The organism is Thermopolyspora sp. NPDC052614 (genome assembly GCF_040678635.1).
Taxonomy (GTDB): Bacteria; Actinomycetota; Actinomycetes; order Streptosporangiales; family Streptosporangiaceae; genus Thermopolyspora.
The window spans coordinates 98,221-123,819 of sequence record NZ_JBFATZ010000015.1 but is presented as its reverse complement, the minus strand read 5'-3'; the positions used below and the strand labels follow the sequence as shown (position 1 = coordinate 123,819).

Sequence of the window (25,599 nt, the reverse complement as noted above, 5' to 3'; positions counted from 1 at the left end):
CCCGTCCGCCGGATCGGCGAACTGGGGCGCGCGCAGGTCGAGTACTTCGTCAGCCTGCGCGCCGACGAAGTACTACGAGAATCCCACTGCGATGCATGCGAACACCATACTCGCCCGGCGGCACGAAGTGTCAACTCGGGGGTCCCATGTCTCACGATCCGGGATGTGAGCCGCCGGTCGCGAGACGGGCGACGGTCAGGCGGTGTTCTGTAAGCCGGCCAGGGTGGTGCGCATGAGGGTCTCGACGCCGTGCGCCGTGGTGGGGCGCGCGACCAGGAAGCCCTGGCCGCGGGTGCAGCCCATCTCGCGCAGCAGGTCGAGCTGCTCGGGGCGCTCGATGCCCTCGGCGACCACGATCAGGCCGAGGTCGTTGCCGAGCCGTACGATCGTGCGGGTGAGCAGCGTGAGCGTCTCGTCGCGGCCGAGGCCCGCCACGAACGACGGATCGATTTTGATCATGTCGACGGGGACCTCGCGCAGGAAGGCGAGCGAGGCGTAGCCGGTGCCGAAGTCGTCGATGGCGAGCCGCACGCCCAGCGAGCGCAGCTCGGCCAGCCGGGCGAGGGTCTCCTCGGCGTCCTCGACGAGCATCTCCTCGATCACCTCAAGGGTGAGCGCGCTGGCCGGCAGGCCGCTGTCCTCCAGCGCCGAGCGCACGGTCTCCACGAACCGCGGCGCGTTGATCTGCCGGGTGGACAGGTTGACCGACAGCCCGACGTCCCACGCGGACGCCCGCCAGCCCGCGACCTCGCGGCACGCCTCGCGCAGGATCCACTCGCTCAGCGGCACGATCACGCCGGTGTCCTCGGCGGCCCCGAGGAACTGCTCGGGCGGCACGAACGCGCCCCCGCGCCACCAGCGCACCAGGGCCTCCACGGCGGTGACCCGCGAGGTGGCGAGGTCCACCACCGGCTGGTACTCCACGGTGAACTGCTTGTCGAGCAGCGCCCGCTGCAGGTCGGCGGCGATCTCCAGGCGGCGTACCACGTCGGCGTGCATCTGCGCGGCGAACACCTCCACCCGGCGTCCGCCCTGCTGCTTCGCCTTCGCCATCGCGACGTCGGCGTTGCGGATCAGGTCGCCCGCGGGCATGTCCTCCTCGTCGAAGGCGACGCCGACGCTCGCGGTGAGCGCCACGTCCCGGTCCGCGATCCGGAACGGCTCGCCCGACACCGCGCCGACGAGCCGCTCGGCGAGATCGACGGCGTTCTGCCCGTCCCCGCCCTCGATGAGCACGGCGAACTCGTCGCCGCCCCACCGGGCGAGGGTGGCGTCCCCGCCGACCGTGCCGCGCAGCCGCCGCGCCGCCTGCCCGAGCAGGTAGTCGCCGCTGGCGTGCCCCACCGAGTCGTTCACGGCGGTGAACCCGTCGAGGTCCACGAAGATCACCGCGGTGCCGCTCGTGTACGGCCGCGCGAGCACCTCGCGCGTGCGCTCCTCGAAGTAGGCCCGGTTGGGCAGCCCGGTCACGCCGTCGTGGAAGGTCAGGTGGGCCACCTGGTTCTGCAGCGCCACGTGGTCGCTGACGTCGCGGGCCGAGACCATGATGTGGTCCTCGACGCCGCCGTGCCGGGTCGCCACCGCCTCGGTCGGCCGCCAGGTGCCGTCGGCGGCGCGGATGCGGCAGGCGATGCGGCAGGCGCCCTGCCGGTCGGAGACGTCCTCGTCGAACGCGGCGAGCGCGTTCTGGATCGTCGGCACGTCCTCCGGATGCACGTAGTCGAAGATCGCGTTGGTCACGAGCTGGTCGGGCCGGTACCCGTAGGTGTCCTCGACGCCGTCCCCGATCTCGTGGATGACGCCCTCGGTGTCGCAGACGAGCACGACGTGCCCGGCGCTCTCGGCGAGCCCGCGCAGCCGCCGCTCGCCGGCCTCGATCCGGTGGCGCAGGGCCATGCCCTCGATCAGCAGCACGAACAGCCGCAGCAGCAGCACGAGCACCATGGAGGCGACCACGATCGGCAGCACCGCCGCGTCGGTCGCCAGGCCGCCGGTGACCATCCCGGCGGCGAGCAGCACCGTCGCCACGGCCACCAGCGCCAGCGGCACGGCCGCGCTCACCCAGTGCGGCACCGGCCACGAGGGTAGCGCCCGGCCCTCGGCCGTCCACGCGGCCACCCCGGCCATCAGCAGGAACGCCAGGGGCGTGAGCAGACCGGTGAGCAGCGGCGGCGCCTCGCCCCCGATCCGCGCCGCGGCGGTGGCGAACTCCGCCACGGTGATCGTGGCGAGCACGACGAGCCCGGCCCGGCCGCCGCCGTGCGCGCCCGAGTCCGGGGCCAGCACGACGGCCGCGGCGGCGCAGGTGGCCAGCAGGCACAGCAGCGGCAGCGCGAACTCGGCGTAGACCATGCCGGGCTCCTCGGCGGAACGGTACACCCCGCCGAGCCACAGCACCCAGCCGATCACGAACAGCGAGGCCGCCGAGAGGTAGGCGTCGCTGGCCAATCGGAGCACTCCGCGCCCTGGCGGCGGCCAGGTGGCGCTCGACGCGCACCCGATCGTGAGCATGGCCGCGCCGACCGCGAGCAGCAGGTCGGCGAAGGTCAGGACGAAGGCGGTGCCCTCGGCCACCGGCCGCAGCCCGACGCCGAGGAGCCAGACGACGGCGCCGGCGGCGAGCCAGCGCATGTACGGCGACTCGTGCCGCTGCCCCGTCCCCACGCGGGCGGAGACGGCGAGCAGGGACACCGCGGCGAGCAGCCCGGTGACCACGGCGGCGACGACGGCGGCCATCGAGGAGGCCCCGCCCAGGATCAGGGCGGCGGCGATCCCCGCCGCGCCGAACCCCGCAGCGGTGAGCGGGACCCGCAGGTCACGCCAGGCGTTCAACATCGTCGCCCATCAGTTCGTTCACATGGCCAGTGTTGCCCGCGCACCCGGACCGACGTGGTCACAACACGGCAGTCGTCACCGATCTGATAACCGCTCCTGCCCGTTGTCCCACGATGCGGTCGAGTACGCGTGACCTCACGCTACGCACCTGAGGTCACGAGGCAGCCACGGTCAGGATTCCATTGCTGGTCAGTACGACCCCGTGATGACGTTCCGCAGGGGCTCACCGGAAAGGTATCTCAGTATCTGAGACCGGATCAATTTGAGCGCGCGCCGCTGCGACGCCGGGGTGCTCCCGGCGACGTGCGGCGTGATCATGATACCCGGCGCCGACCACAGCGGATGCCCCGGCGGCAGCGGCTCGGGGGCGGTCACGTCCACGGCGGCGCGCAACCGCCCCGCGGTCAGCTCCGCGAGCAGCGCGTCGGTGTCCACGACGCCGCCCCGGGCGGCGTTGACCAGCACCGCGCCGTCCTTCATCCGGGCGAGGAACTCCGCGTCGACCATCCCGGCGGTGCCGCTGGTGGCGGGCACGAGCAGCACGACGACGTCCGCCCGCGGCAGCAGGCGCGGCAACTCCTCCTGCCCGTGCACCCCCGGCCGGGCCGACCGGGCCACGCGGATGATCTCCGCCACCTCGAACCCGGCCAGCCGGCGCTCCACCGCCTCGCCGATCGAGCCGTACCCGAGGATCAGCACGGTCGAGTCGGCCAGCGTCTCGGTGAACCGATACGCCCACACGCCCTCTCGCTGCTCGGTGACGAAGTGCGGGAACTCGCGCAGCACCGCGATCATCGCGCCCACCGCCCACTCGGCGGTCCCCGCGTCGTGCACGCCCCGGGCGTTGCACAGCGTCACCCCCTCGGGGATGTGCGGAAGGTAGGGATCGACCCCGGCGGAAATCGTCTGCACGAGGCGTAGCTTGGTCATGCGAGGGATCAGGTTCGCGAGGTCTCCGAAGGGGATCAGCGCGGGGACCCAGACCTCCACCTCCTCAAGACCGTCCGGCGGGGCGCCGGTGCCGTCGAAGACGGCGCACTCCACGCCGGGCAGATCGGCCAGAACATCCGCGGCGGCTTGCGAAGGAACCCAGATCTTCATGACGTGGAACCCTAGCGGGTGGGAACCTCCGGTCATCCGCGGCCGTATGCAGTCATACAGGAGGTCTTATGCCGAATCAGAGGATCATGGCGGTCACGGCCGCGCTCGCCCTCGCCGCGGCGACGGCGGGGTGCGCAGGCCCGGAGGCCGCCGAGCGCGTCGGGCAGGGCCGCACGCCGCCGCCGATCGAGACGTCCGCGCCGGTCGCCCCGAGTGACACCCCGAGTGGCACCCCCGTCCCCGGGCCAAGGCTCTCCCCGGGAAATCCCCGCGTCCTCGTCAGCGATCTCGAGGTGCCGTGGGCGATCGCGTTCCTGCCGGACGGCGACGCGCTGGTGACCGAGCGGAACTCGGCGCGGATCGTCCGGGTGAACGCCGAGGGCCGGGTCAGCGAGGTCGGCGCCGTCGAGGGCGTCGTCCCGCGCGGCGAGGGCGGCCTGATGGGCATCGCCGTCTCCCCGGACTTCGAGCGGGACCACTTCGTCTTCGTGTACTTCACCGCCCAGGACGACAACCGCATCGTGCGCTACCGCTACCAGGACGGGCTGTCGGACCCGAAGGTGATCCTCAGCGGCATCCCCAGCGGCGGCATCCACAACGGCGGGCGCATCGCGTTCGGCCCCGACGGCTACCTGTACGCGGGCACCGGCGAGACCGGCCAGAGCGGCCTGGCCCAGGACCGCGAGTCGCTCGGCGGCAAGATCCTGCGCATGACCATGGACGGCGAGGCCCCGCCGGGCAACCCGTTCGGCGACTCGCTGGTGTGGACCTACGGCCACCGCAACGTGCAGGGCCTCGCCTGGGACGAATCAGGCACCATGTACGCCACGGAGTTCGGCCAGAACACCTACGACGAGATCAACCGGATCGAGAAGGGCCACAACTACGGCTGGCCCGAGGTGGAGGGCATCGGCGGCGACGACCGCTACACCGACCCGCTGCTCACCTGGTCGACCGACGAGGCCTCGCCGTCCGGCCTGGCGTACGCGGGCGGCTCGCTGTGGGTCGCCGCCCTGCGCGGCACCCGGCTGTGGCAGGTGCCGGTCGCCGACGGCGAGGTCCGCGGGCCGCGCGGCCTGTGGCAGGGCGAGTACGGCAGGCTCCGCTCGGTCACCCCGACCCCCGACGGCAGGGCGCTGTGGGTGGGCACCAGCAACCGCGACGGCCGCGGCTCGCCGGCCGAGTCGGACGACCGGATCCTGCTAGTCCCGCTGACCTGACAGGCCCCGCTCCGACGAGTCGATGAGCACGCGGTCGCTCTCGCCGGACGCGGCCTGGGTGGTGGTCTCGCCGCAGGTGACCCTGGGCTGCGGCCGGTAGACCGTGGTGACGGGCTTGTCCCGTTTCACCTCGGCGCCGTCGCGCTCGAAGACGCGGGTGACGGTGACGGTGAAGCCGTTGGCGCCGGGCGTCTCCACGCAGTCCGGCCCGCTGTCGGCGACGGTCTGGAACGGCTTGACGTCGCGCTTGTCCGAGGTGACGGCCTTGACGGCGTCGTAGCGGCGGGTGCTCCACAGCTCCACGGTCAGCTCGGTGCCGGTGTGGACGGCGTGGATGAACACGCCGTACTTGGAGTCGTTGCGCCAGCGCAGGTCCGTGTCCGGGTAGGCGAGCGCGGCGTCCAATCCCGGCGGGTAGCGGGGGACGGAGAAGTCGTGCCCCTCCCGCTTGACGATCTTCAGCCCGGCGTGGAAGACCGCGCCGTACAACGCGGTGGCGAACTCCGAGACGCCGCCGCCCATCCGGATGACCACCCGGCCGTTCTCGATCGCCGGGCCGCTGACGAACCCGCGCGCCCGGTCGGGGCGCCCGACGAGGTCGTTGAGGGAGAACGTCTCGCCCGGCTTGACGACGTGGCCGTCCACCAGCTCGGTGATCTTGCTGATGTTGACGGTCCGCGGCGTGCAGCACTGGTGCCTTGTGGTGAACGCGCCGACCTTCTCCTTGATCCCGAGTTTGGTCGCCTCGGCGTCGTCCAGCCGGGGCCGGGTCCTGGTCAGCGTCACCTCGATCGTACGGCTCCCGCCCCCGGTGAGCGCCTCGATCACGGACGCGGCCAGCCGTTCGGTGTCCACCCCCTGGCCGGCCCGTCCGGGCACCAGCGCGGGTTTGCCCCCCACGATGCCGAAGGTGGCGTCGCGCGGCGCGGTCGCCGGGTCGAGCAGGTTCCGCTCCACGCCCTCGATGGCGGTGCGCGCGTCGAACTCGGGCTCCGGCTTGCCCACCTTGTTGGGCACGAACCGCAGGTTGGCCGCGATCACCTCGACCGGGAGCACCACCCTCCTGGTCCCGTTGACCAGGGTGAGCGGCCCGGACAGCGCCTCGCGCGCCTCCGGCAGCCACTGCTTGATCGTCTCGGCCGAGATCGTCGGCGGGTCCGTCCGCAGGGTGAGCTCGACGGGCGTGCCGGAGCCGAGGTAGGCCTTCTTGATCGCCGCCATCGCGGCGGCCTGGTCGAGGATCACGCCGTCGCGTGGCGGCACGACCACCGGCTCGCGGCCCCGGTAGACCACCGCGCCCGTATAGAGGGGGCGGTCGACCTCGGCCGCGATGAGCGCGACCTGCTCCTTCAGCTTCGCCTCGTTCACCATGATCTGCGGCTGGAGCGGGGTCCGCGAGGTGATCGCCCGCCAGACGTCGCCGGGACCGGGGAAGCCGGTGGGCAGTTGCGCGACCGTGCCGGCGGCGTCGAACGTGAGCCCGGCCTTGAGCGGGCTCACCGTGAACCGGCGCGGGCCGACCTTGACGGCGATGTCGGCGCTCTCCCGTACGGTGAACCAGTCGTTCAGCCGCTCGGCGGCCTCGCCGGAGGTCAGGCCGCCGACGTCGATGCCGGCCACGGTGGTGCCCGGCAGCACCTTGCCGGACATGAGCCAGGCGGGCACCAGGTAGGCGAGGAGAAGACCGAGCGCCCCGAGCGCGGTGAGGATCACGATGCGGCGGGCGCGACCCGTGGAGGCGGCCGACTCGGCCCCCGCGCCGGGGCCGAGCTCCTTGGGAGGTTCCTCGGATTCCTTGAGAACGCGTTGCGCGGCCGGGCGCGAATGGTACCGTTCGCGCAGCGTGGGCCCTTTGAGCGGCCACGGTTCGACCGGGGGCACCGCCGGGGGCAGGCCGCCCTTCCCCTGCTGCGGTTTGGCGAAGGGAAGCGGCAGGCCACGGCCCGGTTGAAAGATTTCCGGCGAAACGCCGGGAGGAAGTTTCTTGGAGACGGGCCGGACCGGGTACCGGGCCGGAGGCGGCGGTGCGGCCTCGAACGGGTCTGTGGGCGGGTCCACCGACGCCCTGGCGTTGGTCACGCCCGCGTCACCTCCCGTCACAGCGACTCCCGATGCATACCTTAAACCACGCGCATTCGCATATGTCACTAATTAGAACAACAATCTCAAGAGAATTATGCGAAATGCCTTCTACCTGCGAAGACGTGTTAATCGGCTTTCTGATTACGCGCTTAGCCCTGGTAGAGACGGTGGCGAGGGCGGAGCGACCCCTGTCCGCGCCCGCCCGACCGCATCGCGCTATATCGCGTCTGTGCGTTTTCTTGATACCGGATACGCGACAGCGCCGCCACGTTGCCACAACGTGACGGCGCCGCCCCAACCGGTCTTACTCGCTGACGCCGAGCCGCTCCAGAATGAGCTGCCGGGCCCGGCCCGCGTCGGCCTTGCCCCGGCTCGCCTTCATCACGCCGCCGACGAGCGCGCCCGCCGCCGCGATCTTGCCGTTGCGCACCTTGTCGGCCGCGTCCGCGTTCTCGGCGATCACCTGGTCCACCAGCGCGGCCAGCTCGCCCTCGTCGCTGACGATCTTCAGGCCGCGCCCCTCGACCACCTCGTCCGGCGAGCCCTCGCCGGCGAGCACGCCCTCCAGCACCTGCCGGGCGAGCTTGTCGTTGAGCGCGCCGGAGGCCACCAGCTCGCACACCCGCGCCACCTGGCCGGGCGTGATCGGCAGCTCGGCGAGCGTCGTCCCGGACTCGTTCGCCCGCCGGGCCAGCTCGCCCATCCACCACTTGCGCGCGTCGGCGGGCGGCGCCCCGGCCGCGACCGTGGCCTCGACCAGGTCGATCGCGTCGGCGTTGTGCATGGCGGCCATGTCCAGGTCGGACACGCCCCACTCGGCCTGCAACCGGCGGCGCCGCACCGACGGCAGCTCGGGCAGCTTGGCCCGCAGCTCCTCCACCCAGTCGCGGGCGGGCGCGATCGGCACCAGGTCCGGCTCGGGGAAGTAGCGGTAGTCCTGCGCCTCCTCCTTGGACCGCCCGGAGGTGGTGATGCCGGTGTCCTCGTGGAAGTGCCGGGTCTCCTGCACGATGCGGCCGCCCTCGGCGAGGATCGCCGCCTGCCGCTCGATCTCGTGCCGCACCGCCCGCTCCACCGAGCGCAGCGAGTTGACGTTCTTGGTCTCGGTACGGGTGCCCCACTCGGTTCCGCCGCGCGGCATCAGCGACACGTTGACGTCACACCGCAGCGAGCCCTCCTCCATGCGCACGTCGGAGACGCCGAGCGCGCGCATCAGCTCGCGCAGCTCGGTGACGTACGCGCGGGCGACCTCGGGCGCGAGCCGGTCGGCGCCCGGGATCGGCTTGGTGACGATCTCCACGAGCGGGATGCCCGCCCGGTTGTAGTCGACGATCGAGTAGTCGGCCCCGTGAATGCGCCCGGTGGCCCCGCCCACGTGGGTGGACTTGCCGGTGTCCTCCTCCAGATGCACCCGCTCGATGCCGATCCGCACGGTCGTGCCGCCCACCTCGACGTCGAGGTACCCGTCGAAGCACAGCGGCTCGTCGTACTGGCTGATCTGGAAGTTCTTCGGCATGTCCGGATAGAAGTAGTTCTTCCGGGCAAAGCGGCACCACTCGGCGATCGAGCAGTTGAGCGCGAGGCCGATGCGGATCGTGGACTCGATCGCCTTCTCGTTCGCGACCGGCAGCGAGCCGGGCAGACCCAGGCAGACCGGGCAGACCTGGGTGTTCGGCGGCGCGCCGAACGCGGTCGGGCAGCCGCAGAACATCTTCGAGGCGGTGCCGAGCTCGACGTGGGTCTCCAGGCCGAGCACGGGCTCGTACCGCTCCATCGCCTCGTCGAACGGCATCAAGGTCTCAGCGGTGCTCACAGCGACGGGGCCTCCTTCAGCAGCGGGCCGCCCCAGCGGTCCTCCAGGGCCTTCTCCACGGCCGCGCCCACCCGGTAGCAGCGGTCGTCGCCCAGCACCGGGGCGAGGATCTGCAGGCCGACGGGCAGGTTGTCCTCCTCGGCGAGGCCGCAGGGGACGGAGATGGCCGCGTTGCCCGCCAGGTTCGACGGGATCGTGCACAGGTCGGCGAGGTACATCGCCATCGGGTCGTCGGTACGCTCGCCGAGCGGGAACGCCGTGGTCGGCGTGGTCGGCGAGATCAGCACGTCCACCTGGTGGAACGCCGCCTCGAAGTCGCGGGCGATCAGCGTGCGGACCTTCTGCGCCGAGCCGTAGTAGGCGTCGTAGTACCCCGACGACAGCGCGTACGTGCCGAGCATGATGCGGCGCTTGACCTCCGGGCCGAACCCGGCGGCCCGGGTGAGCGCCATGACCTCCTCGGCGCTGCGCGCGCCGTTGTCGCCGACGCGCAGGCCGTACCGCATGGCGTCGAAGCGGGCCAGGTTCGACGAGCACTCCGACGGGGCGATCAGATAGTACGCCGGGAGCGCGTAGGCGAACGACGGGCAGGACACCTCGACGGTCTTGGCGCCCAGCGACTCCAGCAGCTCGACGGCCTCGTGGAAGCGGCGCAGCACGCCCGGCTGGTAGCCCTCGCCGCCGAACTCCTTGATCACGCCGACCCGCAGCCCGGCCACGTCGGCCTGGCGGGCGGCCTCGACCACCGGCGGGACCGGGGCGTCGATCGAGGTGGAGTCCATCGGGTCGTGGCCGGAGAACGCCTCGTGCAGCAGCGCGGCGTCGAGCACGTTGCGGGCGAACGGGCCCGGCGTGTCGAGCGAGGAGGCGAAGGCGATCAGGCCGTACCGGGAGGATCCGCCGTAGGTGGGCTTCATGCCGACGATGCCGGTGACGGCCGCGGGCTGGCGGATCGAGCCGCCGGTGTCGGTGCCGGTGGCGAGCGGGGCGGCGTACGCGGCGACGGCGGCCGAGGAGCCGCCCGAGGACCCGCCGGGCACGCGCGACAGGTCCCACGGGTTGCGCGTCGGCTTGTACGCCGAGTTCTCCGTGGAGGAGCCCATCGCGAACTCGTCCAGGTTCGTCTTGCCGAGGATCACCAGCCCGGCCTCGCGCAGGCGGCGGGTCACGGTCGCGTCGTACGGCGGCCGCCAACCCTGCAGGATCTTCGACGCGGCGGTGGTGGGCATGTCGCGGGTGGTGAAGATGTCCTTGTGCGCGATCGGCACGCCCGCCAGCGGGCCCAGCTCCTCGCCGGCCGCCCGGCGCTCGTCCACCGCGCGGGCCTGCTCGACCGCCGACTCGGCCGCCACGTGCAGAAATGCGTCGATCTTCGGCTCGACCTCGGCGATCCGGTCCAGGTGCGCCCGCGTCACCTCGACGGCGGACACCTCCCCGGAGGCGATCAGACGCCCCAGCTCAGCGGCCGTCTTCGTGGTCAGTTCGCTCATGCCTCCTCCCCCAGGATGCGCGGGACGCGGAAGCGATCCTCCTCGACGGCGGGCGCCTGGTCCAACGCCTGCTGCGGCGTCAGACCGGGCCGCACCTCGTCGGGCCGGTAGACGTTGGTGAGCGGCAGCGCGTGCGAGGACGGCGGGATGTCGTCGGCGGCGACCTCGGAGACGCGGGCGACCGCGGCGAGAATGTCGTCGAGCTGAGCGGCGTAGTGGTCGAGCTCGTCGTCGGTCAGCGCCAGCCGGGACAACCGTGCGAGGTGTGCGACCTCGTCGCGGGTTATGGCGGACATGAGTCGTTAAACCCGTTTCACTAATGGCGATTGGACAGTCACCTCATCCTAGGGCGACGGCCCGACCCCACCGAACGATTAACAGCTTCTTCATACCGGGCTTCATACCGCTCCCCCCATCGCCCCCGCCGGTGCTTCGACCGGGGCGACCGGCGGCACCGCACGCAGCCGCTCGCGCAGCCACGCGGTCGCCTCGGCGGCGGCCATCGGCTCGCCGAGCCACCAGCCCTGGCCGACGTCGCAGTTCAGGTCGCGCAGCCGCTCGGCGATCTCGGCCGACTCCACGCCCTCGGCCACCGAGCGCAGCCCGAGCGAGCGGACCAGGTCGATCGTGGAGCGCACGATCCGCTCGTCGTCCGGCGACTCGGTCAGCCGGCGTACGAACGAGGCGTCGATCTTCACCTCGGAGACGGGCAGCCGCTGCAGGCGCACCAGCGACGAGTAGCCGGTGCCGAAGTCGTCGAGCGCCAGCGGCACGCCGAGCCCGGCCAGCGCCCGGATCGTGTCGGCCGCGTACGCCTGGTCGGTCATGAGCACCCGCTCGGTCACCTCAAGCTGGAGGGTCCCGGCGGGCAGACGCAGCCGGGCGAGCCCGGCCTCGATCTGCTCGGCGAGCCCGTTGTCGAGCAGGTCCCGGGCCGAGACGTTGACCGAGATCGGCACCTTCATGCCCTCGTGCCACCACTTCGCGGCCTGCTCCATCGCGGCGCCGATGACGTACTGGGTCAGCTCCCGCATCAGGTACGACTGCTCGGCCAGCGGGATGAACTCGGCCGGCGACACCGGTCCGCGCACCGGGTGCCACCAGCGCAGCAGCGCCTCGACGCCGTCCACGGCGCCGTCCGCGAGCACCACCTTGGGCTGATAGTGCAGCTCCAGCTCGCCCCGATCGACGGCGCGGCGCAGGTCGCCCTGGAGGCTGAGCCGTTCGGGCGAGTTGCGATCCTTGTCGGAGACGTAGAACTCGACGCCGGTACGGGCCTCCTTGGCCAGGTACATCGCCACGTCGGCCCGCTGCAGCAGGAGCTGGAAGTCGGGGGCGTGGTCGGGGTGGAGCGCGATGCCGACCGAGGCGTCCAAATCGAACGTCATGCCCTCCAGCCGCACCGGCTCGGTGAGCGCGGCCCGCAGCCGGGCGGCCACCTCCTTGGCCGCCTGGGCGTCCCTGATCGACGGCAGCAGCACGGCGAACTCGTCGCCGCCGAGCCGGGCCACCACGTCGCCGGGCCGTACGCTGTGGGTGAGGCGGTGCCCGATGATCTGCAGCAGGCGGTCGCCCACCGGATGGCCGAGGGTGTCGTTGACCTCCTTGAACCCGTCCAAATCAAGCAGAAGCAGCCCGAGGCGCTGGTCGGGGCGCAGCTCGGCAAGCGCTTCCTCGATGGCGACGATGAGATGCTTGCGGTTGGGCAGGCCGGTCAGCTCGTCGTGCATCGCCTGGTGGTCGCGGCGGGCCGACACGTTCGCGGTGAGGTACATGGCGGCGAGCGGGGCCACGAACAGCGGCACCAGCACCGGCGTGTAGGTCATCACCACCACCACGACCGGGGCGAGGCCCAGCATCGCGGCGTACGCGAGGCTCTGCGGGCCGACCGTCACCTTGATCACCCGGGGCAGCGTGCGGCGCTCGTGCAGCGCCACCGCGCCGCAGACCAGCAGGCCGCGCACGACGAAGTAGGCGAGCGCGGCGAGCGCGATCGCGACCACGTCGTCGCCGTTGTCGGGCACCCACGGACCGGACGGGTGCGGCAGCACCCCGAAGGCGCCGAGCACCACCGCCCCGGCCGTGCAGGCGAGCGTGACGTGGGCGACGTTGAACGTCACCCGGTGCCAGGCGCGGCGGTGCACCAGGCCGCTGACCACGACGGCCACCGCCTGGGCGAGCACGGCGACCGACAGGCCGTAGTGCAGCAGCACGGCGAAGCTGAACATCACCGAGGCGGGCGTGCCGCCCACCAGGGTGGATGCGGACATGACGACGGGACGCAGCTCCCCGAGCACCACGAGGGCGCCCAGCATCCACAGCAGCGGCAGGCGTGCCACGTGCGCGAGCTGATCGGGCCCGAGCCGCACCTGGGCGACGACCAGTGCGGTGAGCCCCACGATGATGACGCCCGCGAGGTAGGTCCACAGCGGCGAGCCCGGCCGTGGACCGATGTCCCGGGTGTCCGGTGGGTCGGTCATTCTCTGGCAAACCCCCAAGAGGTCACTATGGGAGGGTACGACCTCAGGGCCACTTCGCGAAACCGATTGGGCACGTTGCGTCACGGGATTTACGTACCCGCTACTCCTTCCGGTCCTCGCTCAAGCAGCGTCCGGAATCGCGCTTCGTCAAGGATCGGCACGCCCAGCTTCTCGGCCTTCTCATACTTCGATCCGGCGTTCTCGCCCGCGATCAGGTACGAGGTCTTCTTCGACACCGAGTTCGTGACCTTGCCGCCGCGGGCCTGGATCGCGGCGCTCGCGGTGTCGCGGCTGAACTGCTCCAGGGTGCCGGTGACCACGAGGGTGAGGCCCTCCAGGGTGCGCGGCAGCGTCTCCTCCTCGGCCGCGGGCTCCTGCGCCATGCGTACGCCCGCCGCGCGCCAGCGCTCGACGATCTCGCGGTGCCAGTCCTCGGCGTACCATTCGCGGATCGAGGCGGCGATCGTCGGGCCGACGCCCTCGACGGCGGCGAGCTCCTCCTCCTCGGCGGAGAAGATCCGTTCCAGGGAGCGGAACTCGGCGGCGAGCGCCTGCGCGGCGACCGGGCCGACGTGCCGGATGGACAGGGCGACGAGCACCCGCCACAGCGGCGCGTTCTTGGCCTCCTCCAGCTTGGCGAGCAGCGTCTCGGTGGTCTTCTTCGGCTCGCCCTTCTTGTTGGCGAAGAACGTGACGACCTTCGGCTCGCCGGTCTCCGGATCGGTCTTCGGCAGGCCGGTGTCCGGGTCGCGGACCACCGTCCGGATCGGCAGCAGTTGCTCGATGGTGAGGTCGAACAGGTCCGCCTCGGTGCGCACCGGCGGTTCCTGCGGCGGCAGCGGCTGGGTCAGCGCGGTCGCGGCGACGTACCCGAGGGCGTCGATGTCGAACGCGCCCCGCCCGGCGGCGAAGTAGATGCGCTCACGCAGTTGCGCCGGGCAGGACTTGGCGTTGGGGCAGCGGATGTCCACGTCCGCCTCGCGCATGCGGCGCAGCTCGGTGCCGCACTCCGGGCAGTGCGTCGGCATGACGAACCCGCGCTCGGAGCCGTCGCGCAGCTCCTCCACCGGCTTGACGATCTCGGGGATCACGTCGCCGGCCTTGCGCAGCACGACCGTGTCGCCGATGAGCACGCCCTTGCGCGCGACCTCGTCGGCGTTGTGCAGCGTGGCCCGCTCCACCGTGGACCCGGACACCTTCACCGGCTTCATCACGCCGAACGGGGTCACCCTGCCGGTGCGTCCCACGCCCACCTGGATGTCGAGCAGCTTGGTGGTGACCTCGACCGGCGGATACTTGAACGCGATCGCCCAGCGGGGCGCGCGGGCCGTGGAGCCGAGCTGACGCTGCTTGGCGAAGTCATCGACCTTCACCACGACGCCGTCGATCTCGTACTCGGTGTCGTGCCGGTGCTCGCCGTAATGGTCGATGTAGGCGCAGATCTCCTCGATCGTGCCGACCACCCGGTACAGGTCGCTGACCGGCAGGCCCATCTCCTTGAACCGCTCGTACGTCTCCGACTGCGCCCTGGGCATCACGCCGCCGTCCCACCGGCCGATGCCGTGGCAGATCACCCGCAGCGCCCGCTGCGCGGTCACCCGCGGATCCTTCTGCCGCACCGAGCCCGCGGCCGAGTTGCGCGGGTTGGCGAACGGCGACTCCCCCGCGTCGAGCAGCCTGCGGTTGAGCTCCTCGAACGCCGCCACCGGCAGGAACACCTCGCCGCGCACCTCCAGCAGGTCCGGCGGATCGTCCCCGGCCAGCCGATGCGGCACGTCCGCGATCGTGCGCACGTTGTTGGTGACGTCCTCGCCGGTGACGCCGTCGCCCCGGGTCGCGGCCCGGACCAGCCGCCCCTTCTCGTACACCAGGGCGATCGCCAGTCCGTCGATCTTCAGCTCGCACAGGTAGGGGCCGGGGTCGCGCTCGATCGCCCGTTCGGTGCGGGCCTGCCAGGCGGCGAGCTCCTCCTGGTTGAAGACGTTGTCGAGGCTCTCCATGCGCTCGATGTGGGTCACCTTGGCGAAGTCGGTGCGCATCGGCGCGCCCACCCGCTGGGTCGGCGAGTCGGGGGTGCGCAGCCCCGGATACGCCTCCTCCAGCTCCTTCAGCTCGCGCATCCACCCGTCGTACTCGGCGTCGCTCACCGTCGGCGAGTCGAGCACGTAGTACCGCCAGTTCGCGTCGTCGACCAGCTCCGACAGCTCCGCGTGCCGCCTGGCGGCGCCCTCGAAATCGACGCTCATGCCCCGAACTCCCCTCGTCGAACGGTCCGCCCTGACCGCATGGACAACGTTATCGCCGTGGAACCCGATGGAACGGAATGTCACGCCTTGACCATGGGGGTCGTACCGCGCCGCTCGGGGAGGGGGAACGCCATGCGCCAGGTCACCGCGCCGGAACGCCGCCCGGACGATCCGGAGTCGGTGGACGGCAACCACGTCGTGGGCAGGCTCGGCGCGGGCGCGAACGCCGTGGTCCTCCTGGTGCGCCGCCCCTCGGGCGAGCAGGCGGTGCTCAAGCTCTTCCACGCCGCCCCCGCCGACGCCGGCGTGCTCGCCGAGGTCGAGGCGCTGCGGCGCCTGCCCGTCACCGGCGTGGCGCAGATCCTCGGCATCGGCGTGTACGGCGAGCGCCCCTACATCCTCGCCGAGCACGTCCCCGGCCCGTCGCTGCGGCGCTCGATCGAGCGGGACGGCCCGCTGGACGGCCCCGCGCCGCACCGCCTCGCGGTCGCCACGATGACCGCGCTGGTCTCGCTGCACCAAGGCGGCGTCGCGCACCGGGAGCTCACCCCGGACAACATCATCTGGGGTCCGGACGGGCCGCGGCTGATCAACCTCGGGGCCGCGCACGTGCTCGGGGCCGGGGGCATGGCGACGAGGTCGTTCCGGGGCGGCGGCTACTTCGCGCCCGAGGAGCTGACCGGCACGGTGCCGGGGACGGCCGCCGACGTCTTCGCCTGGGGGGCGATCATGGTCTACGCCGCCTCGGGTCGCGCGCCCTTCGCCGGGGCCTCGATGACCGAGACCATGAGCCGGGTCCTGCACGACGAGCCCGACCTCGGCGTCCTCCCGGAGGAGCTGCGCGGGCCGGTCGCCGCGTGCCTGGCCAAGGATCCGGCGGCGCGGCCGACGGCCGAGGAGGTCCTGTTCCGGCTGGCGGGAGACTCGCGGGTGCTCGGCACGCACGACTTTCCCGCCGGGCCGTACACCACCGCCGCCCTGCCGTACGGAACCGGGGAGACGACCCCGCCCGCCGACCGGACGCGTCGTCCCGGGCGCGTCCTCGCCCTCGTGGCGGCGGGCGCCGTCCTGGCCGGGGTGTCAGGAGCGGTCGGCTACTGGCTGGCCCCCCGAGGGACCGCGACGGTGGACCCGGTCGCGGCGAGCCCGCGGCCTGAGACGGCCACACCGACGGCGACGCCGGTCCCGGTGGCGAGCCCGGACGTCATCGACGCCGCGTCCACCCCGCCGGCGAAGGCGACCAAACGGATCCGGCTCTCCGAGGGCAGGCTCACCCTGCGCGAAAACCCGTCGGATCCGCTGATCGTGACCTCCTACACCGTGGCCGACGGGCGGGTGCGCGAGGCCCACGTGCGGGAGCCCGGCGGCGACGGCTTCCGCCTGATCGCCAAGGACGGCGACAACGGCGAGGCGGTCGTCTCCCCCGACGGCGCGTGGATCGCGGTGAACCCGTGGAACAAGTTCGCCACGTCGTCCACCGACTTCCTCGTGATCATCAACCGGCGTACGGGCGAGCGGTTCACCGTGAACACCGCCGAGAAGCCGCTGCAGGGCCTGTACGCGATCTGGAGCCGGGACAGCCGCCGCGTGCTCGTCTCCCTCTACCGCCCCGACGGCAAGACCCTGCCCAACCCCCGCGGCTTCGTGATCGTCGATGTGGCCACCCGGCGGGCGACGGTCGTCACCACCGGCGGCGAACGCGACGACCGCGCCTTCTTCGGCTGGACGCCCGACGGCACCGGCGTCGTCTCGGCGTACGCAGGCAAGGGCGAGCTGTGGGGGCTGCGCTTCCGCGACCTGCGCGGACGCGTGGGCCGAATCGCCGGCTGGGTCGGCGAGTCGCCGCTGCCCGACCGGTTCTCGCCCTCGGGCCGGTCGTTCCTCAGCTACTGCCCGAAGTCGCACACCACACTGTGCGTGTGGAACACCGCGACCGGCGCCCGGACCGCCACCGTGCCGGTGTGGGACACCCGCGAGGCCGTGATGCAGGGCTGGTGGGACGAGAACCACGTGATCGTCGCGGACTACCGCAAGGATCCGGTCAAGTACGTCGTGGTGAACCTTGACGGCACGCCGGTGCGGACGCTCGCCGAGCTCCCGGCGAAGGACGGCAGGTTCATCCAGCTCAGATTCTCGCGCCGATGACCGGCATCGCCCCGCTGCGCACCGGCGATCCCCCGCGGATCGGCCCCTACCGCCTGCTCGGCCGCCTCGGCCAGGGCGGGCAGGGGGCGGTGTTCCTCGGCACCGCCGACGACCGCCGCCGGGTCGCGGTCAAGCTGCTGCACGCGAACCGGGACGACGCGGCGACCGCCCGCTTCCTGCGGGAAATCGAGATCCTGCGCCAGGTGTCCGCGTTCTGCACCGCCCAGGTCCTCGACACCGGCCTCGTGGACGGCAGGCCGTACATCGTCAGCGAGTACGTCTCCGGCCCGACCCTGCACGACGCCGTCGCCGCCGAGGGAGTCCTGCGCGGCGGCAGGCTGCGACGCCTCGCCGCCGGCACCCTGACCGCACTCGTCGCCATCCACCGCGCCGGCGTGGTCCACCGCGACTTCAAGCCGAGCAACGTCCTGCTCGCCGGCGACGGCCCCCGCGTGATCGACTTCGGCATCGCGAGGGACATGGACGCCGCGGCCACCAGCTCCCGCGCGATCGGCACCCCGCCGTACATGGCACCCGAGCAGTTCGCCTCCGGCAACGTCGGCCCGGAGGCCGACCTGTTCGCCTGGGCCGCGACCATGGTCTTCGCCGCCTCCGGCCGCCCGCCCTTCGGCCAGGACACCATCCCCTCGATCATCTACCGCGTACTGAACGAGCCGCCGCACCTCGGCGACCTCCACCACGAGCTCGACGCCGACCTGCACGACCTCATCACCGCCTGCCTGGACAAGGATCCACGCCGCCGCCCCACCGCCAGGCAGGCCCTGCTACGCCTGCTCGGCGCCCGCCGCCTGCGCCCCCTCCTCAAAGCAGGCACGGCGGCAGCCACCGACCAACCAGTACAAACCCCCGCCACCCGGCCAAAAAAGGCGGCCATCCGCATCGCGGCATCCGCGACCGCGGCCCTCACCCTCGCCGGCGCCCTCTACCTCCTCAATCCCCTGCGCACCGACACCCCGCCCCAATCCACAACCACCGTCTCCTCCCGCCCGGACACCTCCCCTCCCCTCCCAGCGACCCGACGACTGCGCCTCCCCGGCCTGCGCGCGACCCTCCACGAGAACCCCGCCGACCCGATCCGGGTGACCTCCCTGCTCCACGTCGACCGCGCCGCCGGAACCACCCACACCTACGCCCGCACCGACGACACCTTCCGCCAGGTCGCCGAAGCACACGAGGCCCTACCCTCCCCCGGCGGCGAATGGCTCGCCCTGGTCCCCTGGCTCAAGCCGGAAACCCCCGGCGCCAACGACACCCTCAGACTGATCAAAATAGCCACCGGCGAGGAATTCCAAATACCCGTCGCCCGCACCCCCCTGCGCACCTTCGCCCCCTACTGGTCCGCCGACGGCCGCCGCCTCCTCCTGACCCTCTACGAGCCGACCCCCCGAGGCCTCCTCGCCATCGGCTTCGTCATCGTGGACGCCCCCACCGCCAAGGCGACGACCATCATGGCCGACACCGCCGACCGCAGCGACACCTCATTCATGTGGGCCCCAGGCGACACCGGCGTAACCCACCGCTTCACCCACAACTCAGCCGTAGGCCTACGCGTCTTCGACCTCCACGGCAACCCCGTACGCGACTACCCCAACGTAGGCGAGCCCAGCCACCGCGAAAGCACCTACACCCCCACCGCCACCCACTTCGCCACAACCTGCCCCAAACCCCCCACCTCCATCTGCATCTGGAACACCCACACCGGCCACCACGAAACAACCGTCCCAGTCCCCACCGGCACAACCCTCATCGGCTGGTACAACGACGCCAACCTCCTCATAGCCGACGAAACCCACACCCCCCGCCGCATCGTCGCGCTAGACCTCACCGGCCGAATCACCCGCGTACTCGCCGAAATCCCCACCGCCGAGTACGGCCCCTCCAAACTGCTACTCCGCCTCACCCGCCGATAAAGCTCCCGCCACGACTCGACGGACTCGCCAGGTCGTCCGCCGGTCCAGATCCCGGGCGGTCCACGGAAGACGCACGACCTTGCCCTTGGCAACCACCAAGTTCCTCCCCGCGTGGTCACGGCTGGCTCAGGCGAGGGCGGCGGGGACTGTACGGTCTTCGGTGTAACTCCTGATCAAGGAGAACACCCCTGTGAGTACTGTGATCCAGGCATCGACGGAGATCGACCTGGAGGACGCCGAGGTGGCGCGTAAGAAGCCGGAGGGCACTACGGATCGTGAGCTGGTGGCCAGGCTGGTCGACCAGGCCCGGGCCGAGGGCGTGGAACTGGTCGGGGAGAACGGGCTGCTGGGCCGGCTGACCAAGCTGGTGCTGGAGTCGGCGCTGGAAGGCGAGCTGACCGACCATCTCGGCTACGGCAAGCACGATCCGGCCGGACGCAACAGCGGCAACAGCCGCAACGGCGCCCGCGTCAAGACCGTCATCACCGACATCGGGCCGGTGGAGATCAGCGTGCCACGCGACCGGGACGGCAGCTTCGAGCCGAAGATCGTGCGCAAGCGGCAGCGGCGCCTGTCGGGCGTGGACGAGATGGTCATCTCACTGGCGGCCAAGGGCCTGACCACCGGCGAGATCTCCGCGCACCTGGCCGAGGTCTACGGCGCGCAGGTGTCCAAGCAGACCATCTCCACCATCACCGACAAGGTCATCGACGGCATGGCCGAGTGGCAGAACCGGCCGCTGGATGCGATCTATCCGGTGATGTTCGTGCGCCGTGAGGCTCTTGCCGGTCGAGCGGGGGTGAAAGACCCCCGCCGCCGGTCTGTCGCAGCAGGCCGGTCGAAGCTGAGGGCAGCCTGATCTTGGGGGATGCCAGGATGGGTGGGAGCAGCCCTGACAAAGCCGGGACGCGCCAGTACTGCCAGATGGTGCGGGTCCGGCGAGCGTGGCGGAAAGGCATACGAGAGGAACCGGTGTCTAAAGCCCTTCATACCGGGGTGCCGGCTCAAATCTGGCGGATATGGGCCGGTCGCGGCGCGTCTTCGCGAGGAATACGCGCGAGGAACTCTCAGGGCGTTGAAGATGCGCACCGGGAGGCCATGGCGAAGTGCTGCGGGGTAGTCATGGCGAGGCCGCTGGGGCAAAGTCGGGTGCCTCCTTCGCTAAGCGATCAGCGAGAGAACACGGGAACCGTCCGGGTTCTGCCCGTTCCTTCGGCTGCCTGCCGAGGGAACGGGCTGGGCTCATCGTCGGCCGATCGAGCCGGGGCGGGGCGGAGCCGCCGTAGTAGTCCGAGACCGGGAGAGCCGGTCGCATGGCGAAGGGCGGCAGCGGATTCGGGCAGTGAGGAGGCTGCAATGCCGAAAGACGCGTCGTCGAACGACGACGCCTGGCCGGAACAGGTCCCGATGGGGGCCTATCGGCGGGTATCGGGGATGCAGGCCAAGTTGCACCGTTGGGCGGCGGCCGATCCCGGCCGCCGGTTCGGCGATCTGTTCAATCTCGTCAGTGACCCGGCCACCTTGCAGATGGCCTTTGAGCGGGTCGCAGCCAACGAGGGCGCAAGGACCGCGGGTTCGGACGGGATGACCGTTGCCCGGATCGAACGTGAGGTCGGCGTGCCCTATTTCCTGGACGACTTGCGGAACAGCCTGAAGTCCGGCCGGTTCCGCCCGCAACCGGTGAGGGAACGACGAATCCCCAAGCCCGGCGGTGCGGGGAAGGTCCGCCGGTTGGGAATCCCGACCATGGCCGACCGGGTCGTGCAGGCGGCGCTGAAGCTGGTCCTGGAACCGATCTTCGAGGCCGGCTTCGAGCCGGTCTCTTACGGGTTCCGGCCGAACCGGCGGGCCCATGACGCGATCGCCGAGATCCACTACTTCGGCACCAAAGGTTATCGATGGGTGCTGGATGCGGATATCGAGGCGTGCTTCGACCGGATCGACCATGTGGCCCTGATGGGCCGCGTGCGCGCCCGGGTGAAGGACAAACGTGTCCTGGCGCTGGTCAAGGCGTTCCTGAAAGCCGGGATCCTCACCGAGCTCGGCGAAACCGTGGACTCCCCAACCGGCACCCCGCAGGGCGGGATCTTGTCTCCGCTGCTGGCCAACATCGCGCTGTCGGTGCTCGATGAGCATCTGCACGCGCCGTGGAAGCCGGGCGGAGCGATGGCCACGCAGATGCGCAGGCGGTATCGCGTGAACAACCGGGACCTTCCGGTCTGGCGTCTTGTCCGCTACGCGGATGATTTCGTCGTGCTGGTCCGGGGCCGGCGCGAACACCTCCAGGCGCTGCACGAGGAGATCTCCCATGTGCTCGCTCCGCTGGGGTTGAGGCTGTCACCAGCCAAGACTCAGATGGTCCACATGGAAGAGGGGTTCGACTTCCTAGGCTTCCACATCCAATGGAGGCGCAAGAAAGGCACCGATAAGTGGTACGTCTACACCTTCATCGCCAAGCGGCCCATCCAGGCGGTGAAGGCCAAAATCCGTGCCCTGACCCCCAGTTCGTCACAACAGGAGCTCAAGACCACGCTGATCAGGATCAACCAGATTCTGCGTGGGTGGTCCAACTATTTCAAGCACGCCATCGCCTACAGCACTTTCGATCGTCTCCATCAGCTCGCCTGGTGGAGGATCGTCCGCTGGCAGCAACGGCAGCACCGCTGGAGATGGAAGGACGTCCGCCGGTGGCTCACCGATCCGACCGGACGGTGGAGACCCATCAGCGCCGATGGGATCACCCTGTTCAACCCCGCGATGATCGGTATCACCCGATACCGATATCGCGGCGCCACGATCCCCACACCCTGGCCCCTGTCACCGGCCTGACGGCAGAACCCGTGGAGAGCCCGGTGCGGTGAAAGCCGCACGCCGGGTTCGGTGAGCGGCACGGAGAAACGGACCAAGGGCAACCTTGACACCGCGCTGCGTGCCGACTCTCCATCGACGCCGTCCACGTCAAGCTCCGCGACGGCCAGGTCGCCAACCGGCCCATCTACCTGGCGATGGCGGTCACCGCCGACGGCGAGCGCGACATCCTCGGCCTGTGGGCCGGCGACGGCGGCGAGGGCGCCAAGTTCTGGCTGCACGTGCTGACCGAGATCAAGAACCGCGGGGCGGGTGACATGCTGATGGTGGTCTGCGACGGGCTCAAGGGCCTGCCGCAGGCCATCGAGCAGGTCTGGCCGCAGGCCGTGGTGCAAACATGTGTGGTGCACCTTTTGCGGGCCTCGTTCCGGTACGCCGCCCGCCAGCACTGGGACGCCATCGCCAAGGCCCTCAAGCCGGTCTACACCGCGCCGACCGAGGCCGCCGCGCTGGAGCGGTTCACCGAGTTCGCCGAGGCCTGGGGCGGAAGGTATCCGGCCATCGTGAAGCTGTGGCAGGACGCCTGGGCCGAGTTCGTGCCCTTCCTCGGCTTCGACACCGAGATCCGCCGGGTGATCTGCTCGACCAACGCCATCGAGTCGGCGGGCGCCCGCATCCGCCGGGCGGTCAAGGCCCGCGGCCACTTCCCCAACGAGCAGGCCGCGCTCAAGTGCGTCTACATGGCGATCATGAGCCTGGACCCGACCGGCAAGGCCCGCAAACGCTGGGTCACCCGCTGGAAGGCCGCCCTGAACGCCTTCGCCATCACCTTCGAAGGCCGCCTGACCCCGACCACCCGATAGTTAATCAACCCGAGTTACACCGTTGGCTGGACAGGCCCGGGCGGCGGGCCAGCACCGTCGGGAGAGGACTGTGACGGTTCACCAGATCGGCGAGGCCGGAGTCGATGTAACCGAGCATCCTCACAATGGCATCATGATCGGCTTGCAGGTGCCGGTGATGGATCGGGCAGTGGTGCGCGATCTTGTTGCGAAGGACCCGCAGGTAGTCCAGGTCCCGATGCAGAATGTTTCGCCTGCCCCGATAGCCAGGAAACGCGAGATGGAGGCTGGTACGCCACAGTCGTTGATCATAGGAGTTGCCGGCACCAAGCAGACCGACCCAGAAACCGAAGGGGAGTTCGGCAACGATCTCCCCGGGGGTCTGCGGGATGCCGCTACGGCTGAGTCTGGAGTATGCCTCGGTGATTCTCGCCTGAGCGGCGTGATGCAGATTGGCCTGCGGTGCCTGCCACCAGTCTGCGCGCCCAAACAGCACGGACATCCGATGGTCGAGCACACTTCGCAGGGCGAGTTCCAGATACTGCAACGGCCCGTAGAAGGCTGCCGAGACCTCAGCGTTCCAGCAGGACAGCCGAAGGGCCGCGACCGGGTCGCCGTTGCAGTAGGCCAGGTACTCGGCGATGTGAGCCCGTGACAGCAGCCCGCCCAGGCGCCGGGCCTCGGAGTGATCCACCGGTTGTCGCCTTTCTGATCGGCGGCGGGCGTGTTATTCTCGATGACATAAGCCCCGGACCTGCCTCTGCACGCAAGCAGCCCGGGGCACAGCCATTCTTGGATACTGGTATTCGGGCGAAGCGTTGTCGCAAGCTGGGTGCGCATGGCCGCTGGCCTGATCGCTCGAACTTTATCATTCGATGGCGTCACTCTTGCCATACTACGCACGTCAGACCGTCTGCTATTCCCCGTCCGTTGCGCTATGTTCGGGAGACCCCATTTTTACCCAATTACTTATATTGGGGAATTATGGGAGCTTGTCCGCTATCCGACGTCGCTCAGCAATTCGGCGGGTCCTTCCCCCGATGAGGTCGCACTGGACCTCACCGGCCCCCCGTGATCAGCGCCACGATTCGAGGATCTCGTCAGGTCCGTACGCCGCATCGATATCACGAGACGTGACACCGCTGCGGGAAACCGCGAGCAGGGGTACCGGCGCGTCGGTGAGGCGGCTGCGATGGTAGGCGAGGGTGGCCAGATCATGACTGTCGAAGGGCGAGTTCTCCAGCCACTTCACCGAGCCCAGGAAAAGGATCTCGCGGGCGACCGGAGCGCGGTCGGCACCGACGATGTCGATCTCCACATCGTTGCTTCGGGTCCAGTAGCCGCCGATGGCGGGAGCGGCGGGCAGGTTCTGGTCCGGAAGGCGCCTGGCCAACGCGTCGCGAATCAAGGGCTCGATGGCTCGGCCACGCCAGGCCGCCCATGAGGTCCGGATGCGTTTCAGGGTGAGATCGCCACGGCGTCGTTCGATCTCCGGCATGTGCGGCTGGATGAACCTCAGCCAAAAGCGCAGGTAGGGGTCACAGATGCGGTATCGGCGTTCCCTGGATGGCCGCAGCGAGATCGGGAGTTCGCCGACGACGATGCCCTTCGTGGTCAGCAGATCGACCGCCCTGCCCAAGGTGCTGTGGGAGACGCCGCCGGCGGCGCGTGCGATGTTGGTGAAGGTTCGCTCCTCGCTCCCGATCGCCCGGAGTATGTCCGTGGCGGCCGCATCGGCCGGGAACTCGGCGGCGAGGGACCGCTCGGCGGACACCAGGAGAGCCGAGACCGGGTTGCTCAACGAGGATTCGAGAAAGTCCCACAACGGCATCCCCGGCGGCCATTCGCCGCAGACCAGCGGCAGGCCGCCCGTGACCAGAGCGGCATCCAGGGCGGACGCGGCGTCGAGCGAGAGCATGTCCTGAATCTCGGCCGGGTTCAACGGACCGATCACCATCTGTGTGCCACGTTGGTGGAACGGGCGATCGTAGCTGTCCAGTGCCTCCATCATCGAAAGGTCCGAGCCGATGAGGATGAGCAGGATCGGCTTGCGGGACAGGTAGCGATCCCAGGCGCGCTGCAACTGCCCTTCGAACGAGTCCACGCGGTCCATCAGATACGGGACCTCGTCGATCACGATGATCGCCGGGCTGTCGTCGTCCACGGCGTCCGCGATCAGGCGAAGTGCCGCGGTCCAGGTGCCCGGACGTTCCTCGGCGAAGACCGCCCGACGGGGAAGGGAACATTCCTCGACCCCGACCAGCAACTCGGCGAGCTCCTCCTCCGAGGAGGTGCGGGCCGCCGTGTAGAAGAGGTGGGGCACGTTCTCGCGCCGCAGGAACTCCTCCGCGAGCGCCGACTTCCCGATGCGGCGGCGCCCGCGCATGAGGATGCACTGTCCAGGCCTGTCCGTGCCGATCGCCGCGCGCACCCGGTCGAGCATCGAGTGAAGGACGGCGAGCTCATGTTCCCGGCCGATGAAGGGCATCCGGCACATCCTCCCACCAGAGATACTTTCGCCAAAGATAGTATCGCTGGCGATAGTATCCGTCGTGGTACTATCTCGCCGCCGCCAGGCAACGCGAGGTGGAGGCTGGTACGCCACA

14 protein-coding genes and 2 pseudogenes are annotated in these 25,599 nt (G+C 70.5%); 6 read left to right on the top strand and 10 right to left on the bottom strand.

The genetic code is table 11. The features are described 5' to 3' along the window. Positions 1-195: 195 nt before the first annotated feature. Positions 196-2,835, bottom strand: a complete 2,640-nt coding sequence (locus AB0K60_RS27740; protein ID WP_364061199.1) for an EAL domain-containing protein — start codon at positions 2,833-2,835, stop codon at positions 196-198. 189 nt (positions 2,836-3,024) lie between these two features. Next, positions 3,025-3,936 (bottom strand): 2-hydroxyacid dehydrogenase, encoded by a 912-nt coding sequence (locus AB0K60_RS27735; protein ID WP_364061196.1) that lies wholly within the window; start codon positions 3,934-3,936, stop codon positions 3,025-3,027. Between the two features lie 68 nt (positions 3,937-4,004). Here AB0K60_RS27735 and AB0K60_RS27730 point away from each other — a divergent pair, with 68 nt between their 5' ends. Continuing rightward, positions 4,005-5,156: a PQQ-dependent sugar dehydrogenase gene (locus tag AB0K60_RS27730; protein ID WP_364061193.1), complete on the top strand. Its 1,152-nt coding sequence runs from the start codon at positions 4,005-4,007 to the stop codon at positions 5,154-5,156. On the opposite strand, the gene AB0K60_RS27725 is transcribed toward AB0K60_RS27730, so the two are convergent. The 6 genes from AB0K60_RS27725 to ligA form a co-directional block, all read right to left on the bottom strand. After that, the gene (locus AB0K60_RS27725; protein ID WP_364061190.1) at positions 5,139-7,235 is read right to left on the bottom strand and encodes a VanW family protein; all 2,097 of its coding nucleotides are present in this window, start codon (positions 7,233-7,235) and stop codon (positions 5,139-5,141) included. The two genes, AB0K60_RS27730 and AB0K60_RS27725, sit on opposite strands and share 18 nt — an antisense overlap. 307 nt (positions 7,236-7,542) lie before the next feature. Beyond that, the gene (gene gatB / locus AB0K60_RS27720) at positions 7,543-9,051 is read right to left on the bottom strand and encodes an Asp-tRNA(Asn)/Glu-tRNA(Gln) amidotransferase subunit GatB (RefSeq protein ID WP_364061187.1); all 1,509 of its coding nucleotides are present in this window, start codon (positions 9,049-9,051) and stop codon (positions 7,543-7,545) included. Beyond that, positions 9,048-10,541, bottom strand: a complete 1,494-nt coding sequence (gene gatA / locus AB0K60_RS27715) for an Asp-tRNA(Asn)/Glu-tRNA(Gln) amidotransferase subunit GatA (RefSeq protein WP_364061184.1) — start codon at positions 10,539-10,541, stop codon at positions 9,048-9,050. The genes gatB and gatA overlap by 4 nt, the downstream gene beginning before the upstream one ends. Continuing rightward, positions 10,538-10,837, bottom strand: coding sequence for an Asp-tRNA(Asn)/Glu-tRNA(Gln) amidotransferase subunit GatC (gene gatC / locus AB0K60_RS27710; RefSeq protein WP_364061181.1), 300 nt, complete (start codon positions 10,835-10,837; stop codon positions 10,538-10,540). Before gatC ends, gatA begins: the two co-directional genes overlap by 4 nt. A 102-nt stretch (positions 10,838-10,939) precedes the next feature. After that, positions 10,940-13,021 carry a bifunctional diguanylate cyclase/phosphodiesterase gene (locus AB0K60_RS27705; protein WP_364061178.1) on the bottom strand — a complete coding sequence of 694 codons (2,082 nt, stop codon included), beginning with the start codon at positions 13,019-13,021 and terminating at the stop codon, positions 10,940-10,942. Positions 13,022-13,110: 89 nt separating this feature from the next. After that, positions 13,111-15,267, bottom strand: coding sequence for an NAD-dependent DNA ligase LigA (gene ligA / locus AB0K60_RS27700; protein WP_364061175.1), 2,157 nt, complete (start codon positions 15,265-15,267; stop codon positions 13,111-13,113). A gap of 132 nt (positions 15,268-15,399) precedes the next feature. On the opposite strand from ligA, the gene AB0K60_RS27695 reads away from it, so the two are divergent. The 5 genes and pseudogenes from AB0K60_RS27695 to AB0K60_RS27675 form a co-directional block, all read left to right on the top strand. Then, a complete protein-coding gene (locus AB0K60_RS27695) occupies positions 15,400-17,412 on the top strand; it encodes a serine/threonine-protein kinase (protein ID WP_364061172.1) in 2,013 nt (670 codons plus the stop codon). Beyond that, on the top strand, positions 17,409-19,343 hold the full coding sequence (locus tag AB0K60_RS27690) for a serine/threonine-protein kinase (protein ID WP_364061169.1): 1,935 nt from the start codon (positions 17,409-17,411) through the stop codon (positions 19,341-19,343). Before AB0K60_RS27695 ends, AB0K60_RS27690 begins: the two co-directional genes overlap by 4 nt. Positions 19,344-19,584: 241 nt before the next feature. Further along, positions 19,585-20,112: pseudogene (locus tag AB0K60_RS27685) on the top strand (transposase); the annotation flags it as partial. A gap of 587 nt (positions 20,113-20,699) precedes the next feature. Then, on the top strand, positions 20,700-22,172 hold the full coding sequence (ltrA, locus tag AB0K60_RS27680) for a group II intron reverse transcriptase/maturase (protein WP_364061166.1): 1,473 nt from the start codon (positions 20,700-20,702) through the stop codon (positions 22,170-22,172). A gap of 107 nt (positions 22,173-22,279) precedes the next feature. Further along, positions 22,280-23,014, top strand: a pseudogene (locus AB0K60_RS27675) (IS256 family transposase); the annotation flags it as partial. Between the two features lie 4 nt (positions 23,015-23,018). Here the strand turns inward: AB0K60_RS27675 and AB0K60_RS27670 are convergent. Both AB0K60_RS27670 and AB0K60_RS27665 read right to left on the bottom strand, forming a co-directional pair. After that, on the bottom strand, positions 23,019-23,687 hold the full coding sequence (locus AB0K60_RS27670; RefSeq protein ID WP_364061163.1) for a hypothetical protein: 669 nt from the start codon (positions 23,685-23,687) through the stop codon (positions 23,019-23,021). Between the two features lie 381 nt (positions 23,688-24,068). Next, positions 24,069-25,598, bottom strand: coding sequence for an ATP-binding protein (locus AB0K60_RS27665; protein ID WP_364061160.1), 1,530 nt, complete (start codon positions 25,596-25,598; stop codon positions 24,069-24,071). Between the last annotated feature and the right edge of the window lies 1 nt (position 25,599).

Excerpts from the sequence above, each read along its gene's own strand:
- AB0K60_RS27735 (WP_364061196.1), bottom strand. The coding sequence starts at position 3,936 with ATGAAGATCTGGGTTCCTTCGCAAGCCGCCGCGGATGTTCTGGCCGAT.
- AB0K60_RS27740 (WP_364061199.1), bottom strand. The coding sequence starts at position 2,835 with ATGTTGAACGCCTGGCGTGACCTGCGGGTCCCGCTCACCGCTGCGGGG.
- gatA (WP_364061184.1), bottom strand. The coding sequence starts at position 10,541 with ATGAGCGAACTGACCACGAAGACGGCCGCTGAGCTGGGGCGTCTGATC.
- AB0K60_RS27730 (WP_364061193.1), top strand. The coding sequence starts at position 4,005 with ATGCCGAATCAGAGGATCATGGCGGTCACGGCCGCGCTCGCCCTCGCC.
- AB0K60_RS27695 (WP_364061172.1), top strand. The coding sequence starts at position 15,400 with ATGCGCCAGGTCACCGCGCCGGAACGCCGCCCGGACGATCCGGAGTCG.
- AB0K60_RS27705 (WP_364061178.1), bottom strand. The coding sequence starts at position 13,021 with ATGACCGACCCACCGGACACCCGGGACATCGGTCCACGGCCGGGCTCG.
- AB0K60_RS27690 (WP_364061169.1), top strand. The coding sequence starts at position 17,409 with ATGACCGGCATCGCCCCGCTGCGCACCGGCGATCCCCCGCGGATCGGC.
- gatC (WP_364061181.1), bottom strand. The coding sequence starts at position 10,837 with ATGTCCGCCATAACCCGCGACGAGGTCGCACACCTCGCACGGTTGTCC.
- ltrA (WP_364061166.1), top strand. The coding sequence starts at position 20,700 with ATGCCGAAAGACGCGTCGTCGAACGACGACGCCTGGCCGGAACAGGTC.
- ligA (WP_364061175.1), bottom strand. The coding sequence starts at position 15,267 with ATGAGCGTCGATTTCGAGGGCGCCGCCAGGCGGCACGCGGAGCTGTCG.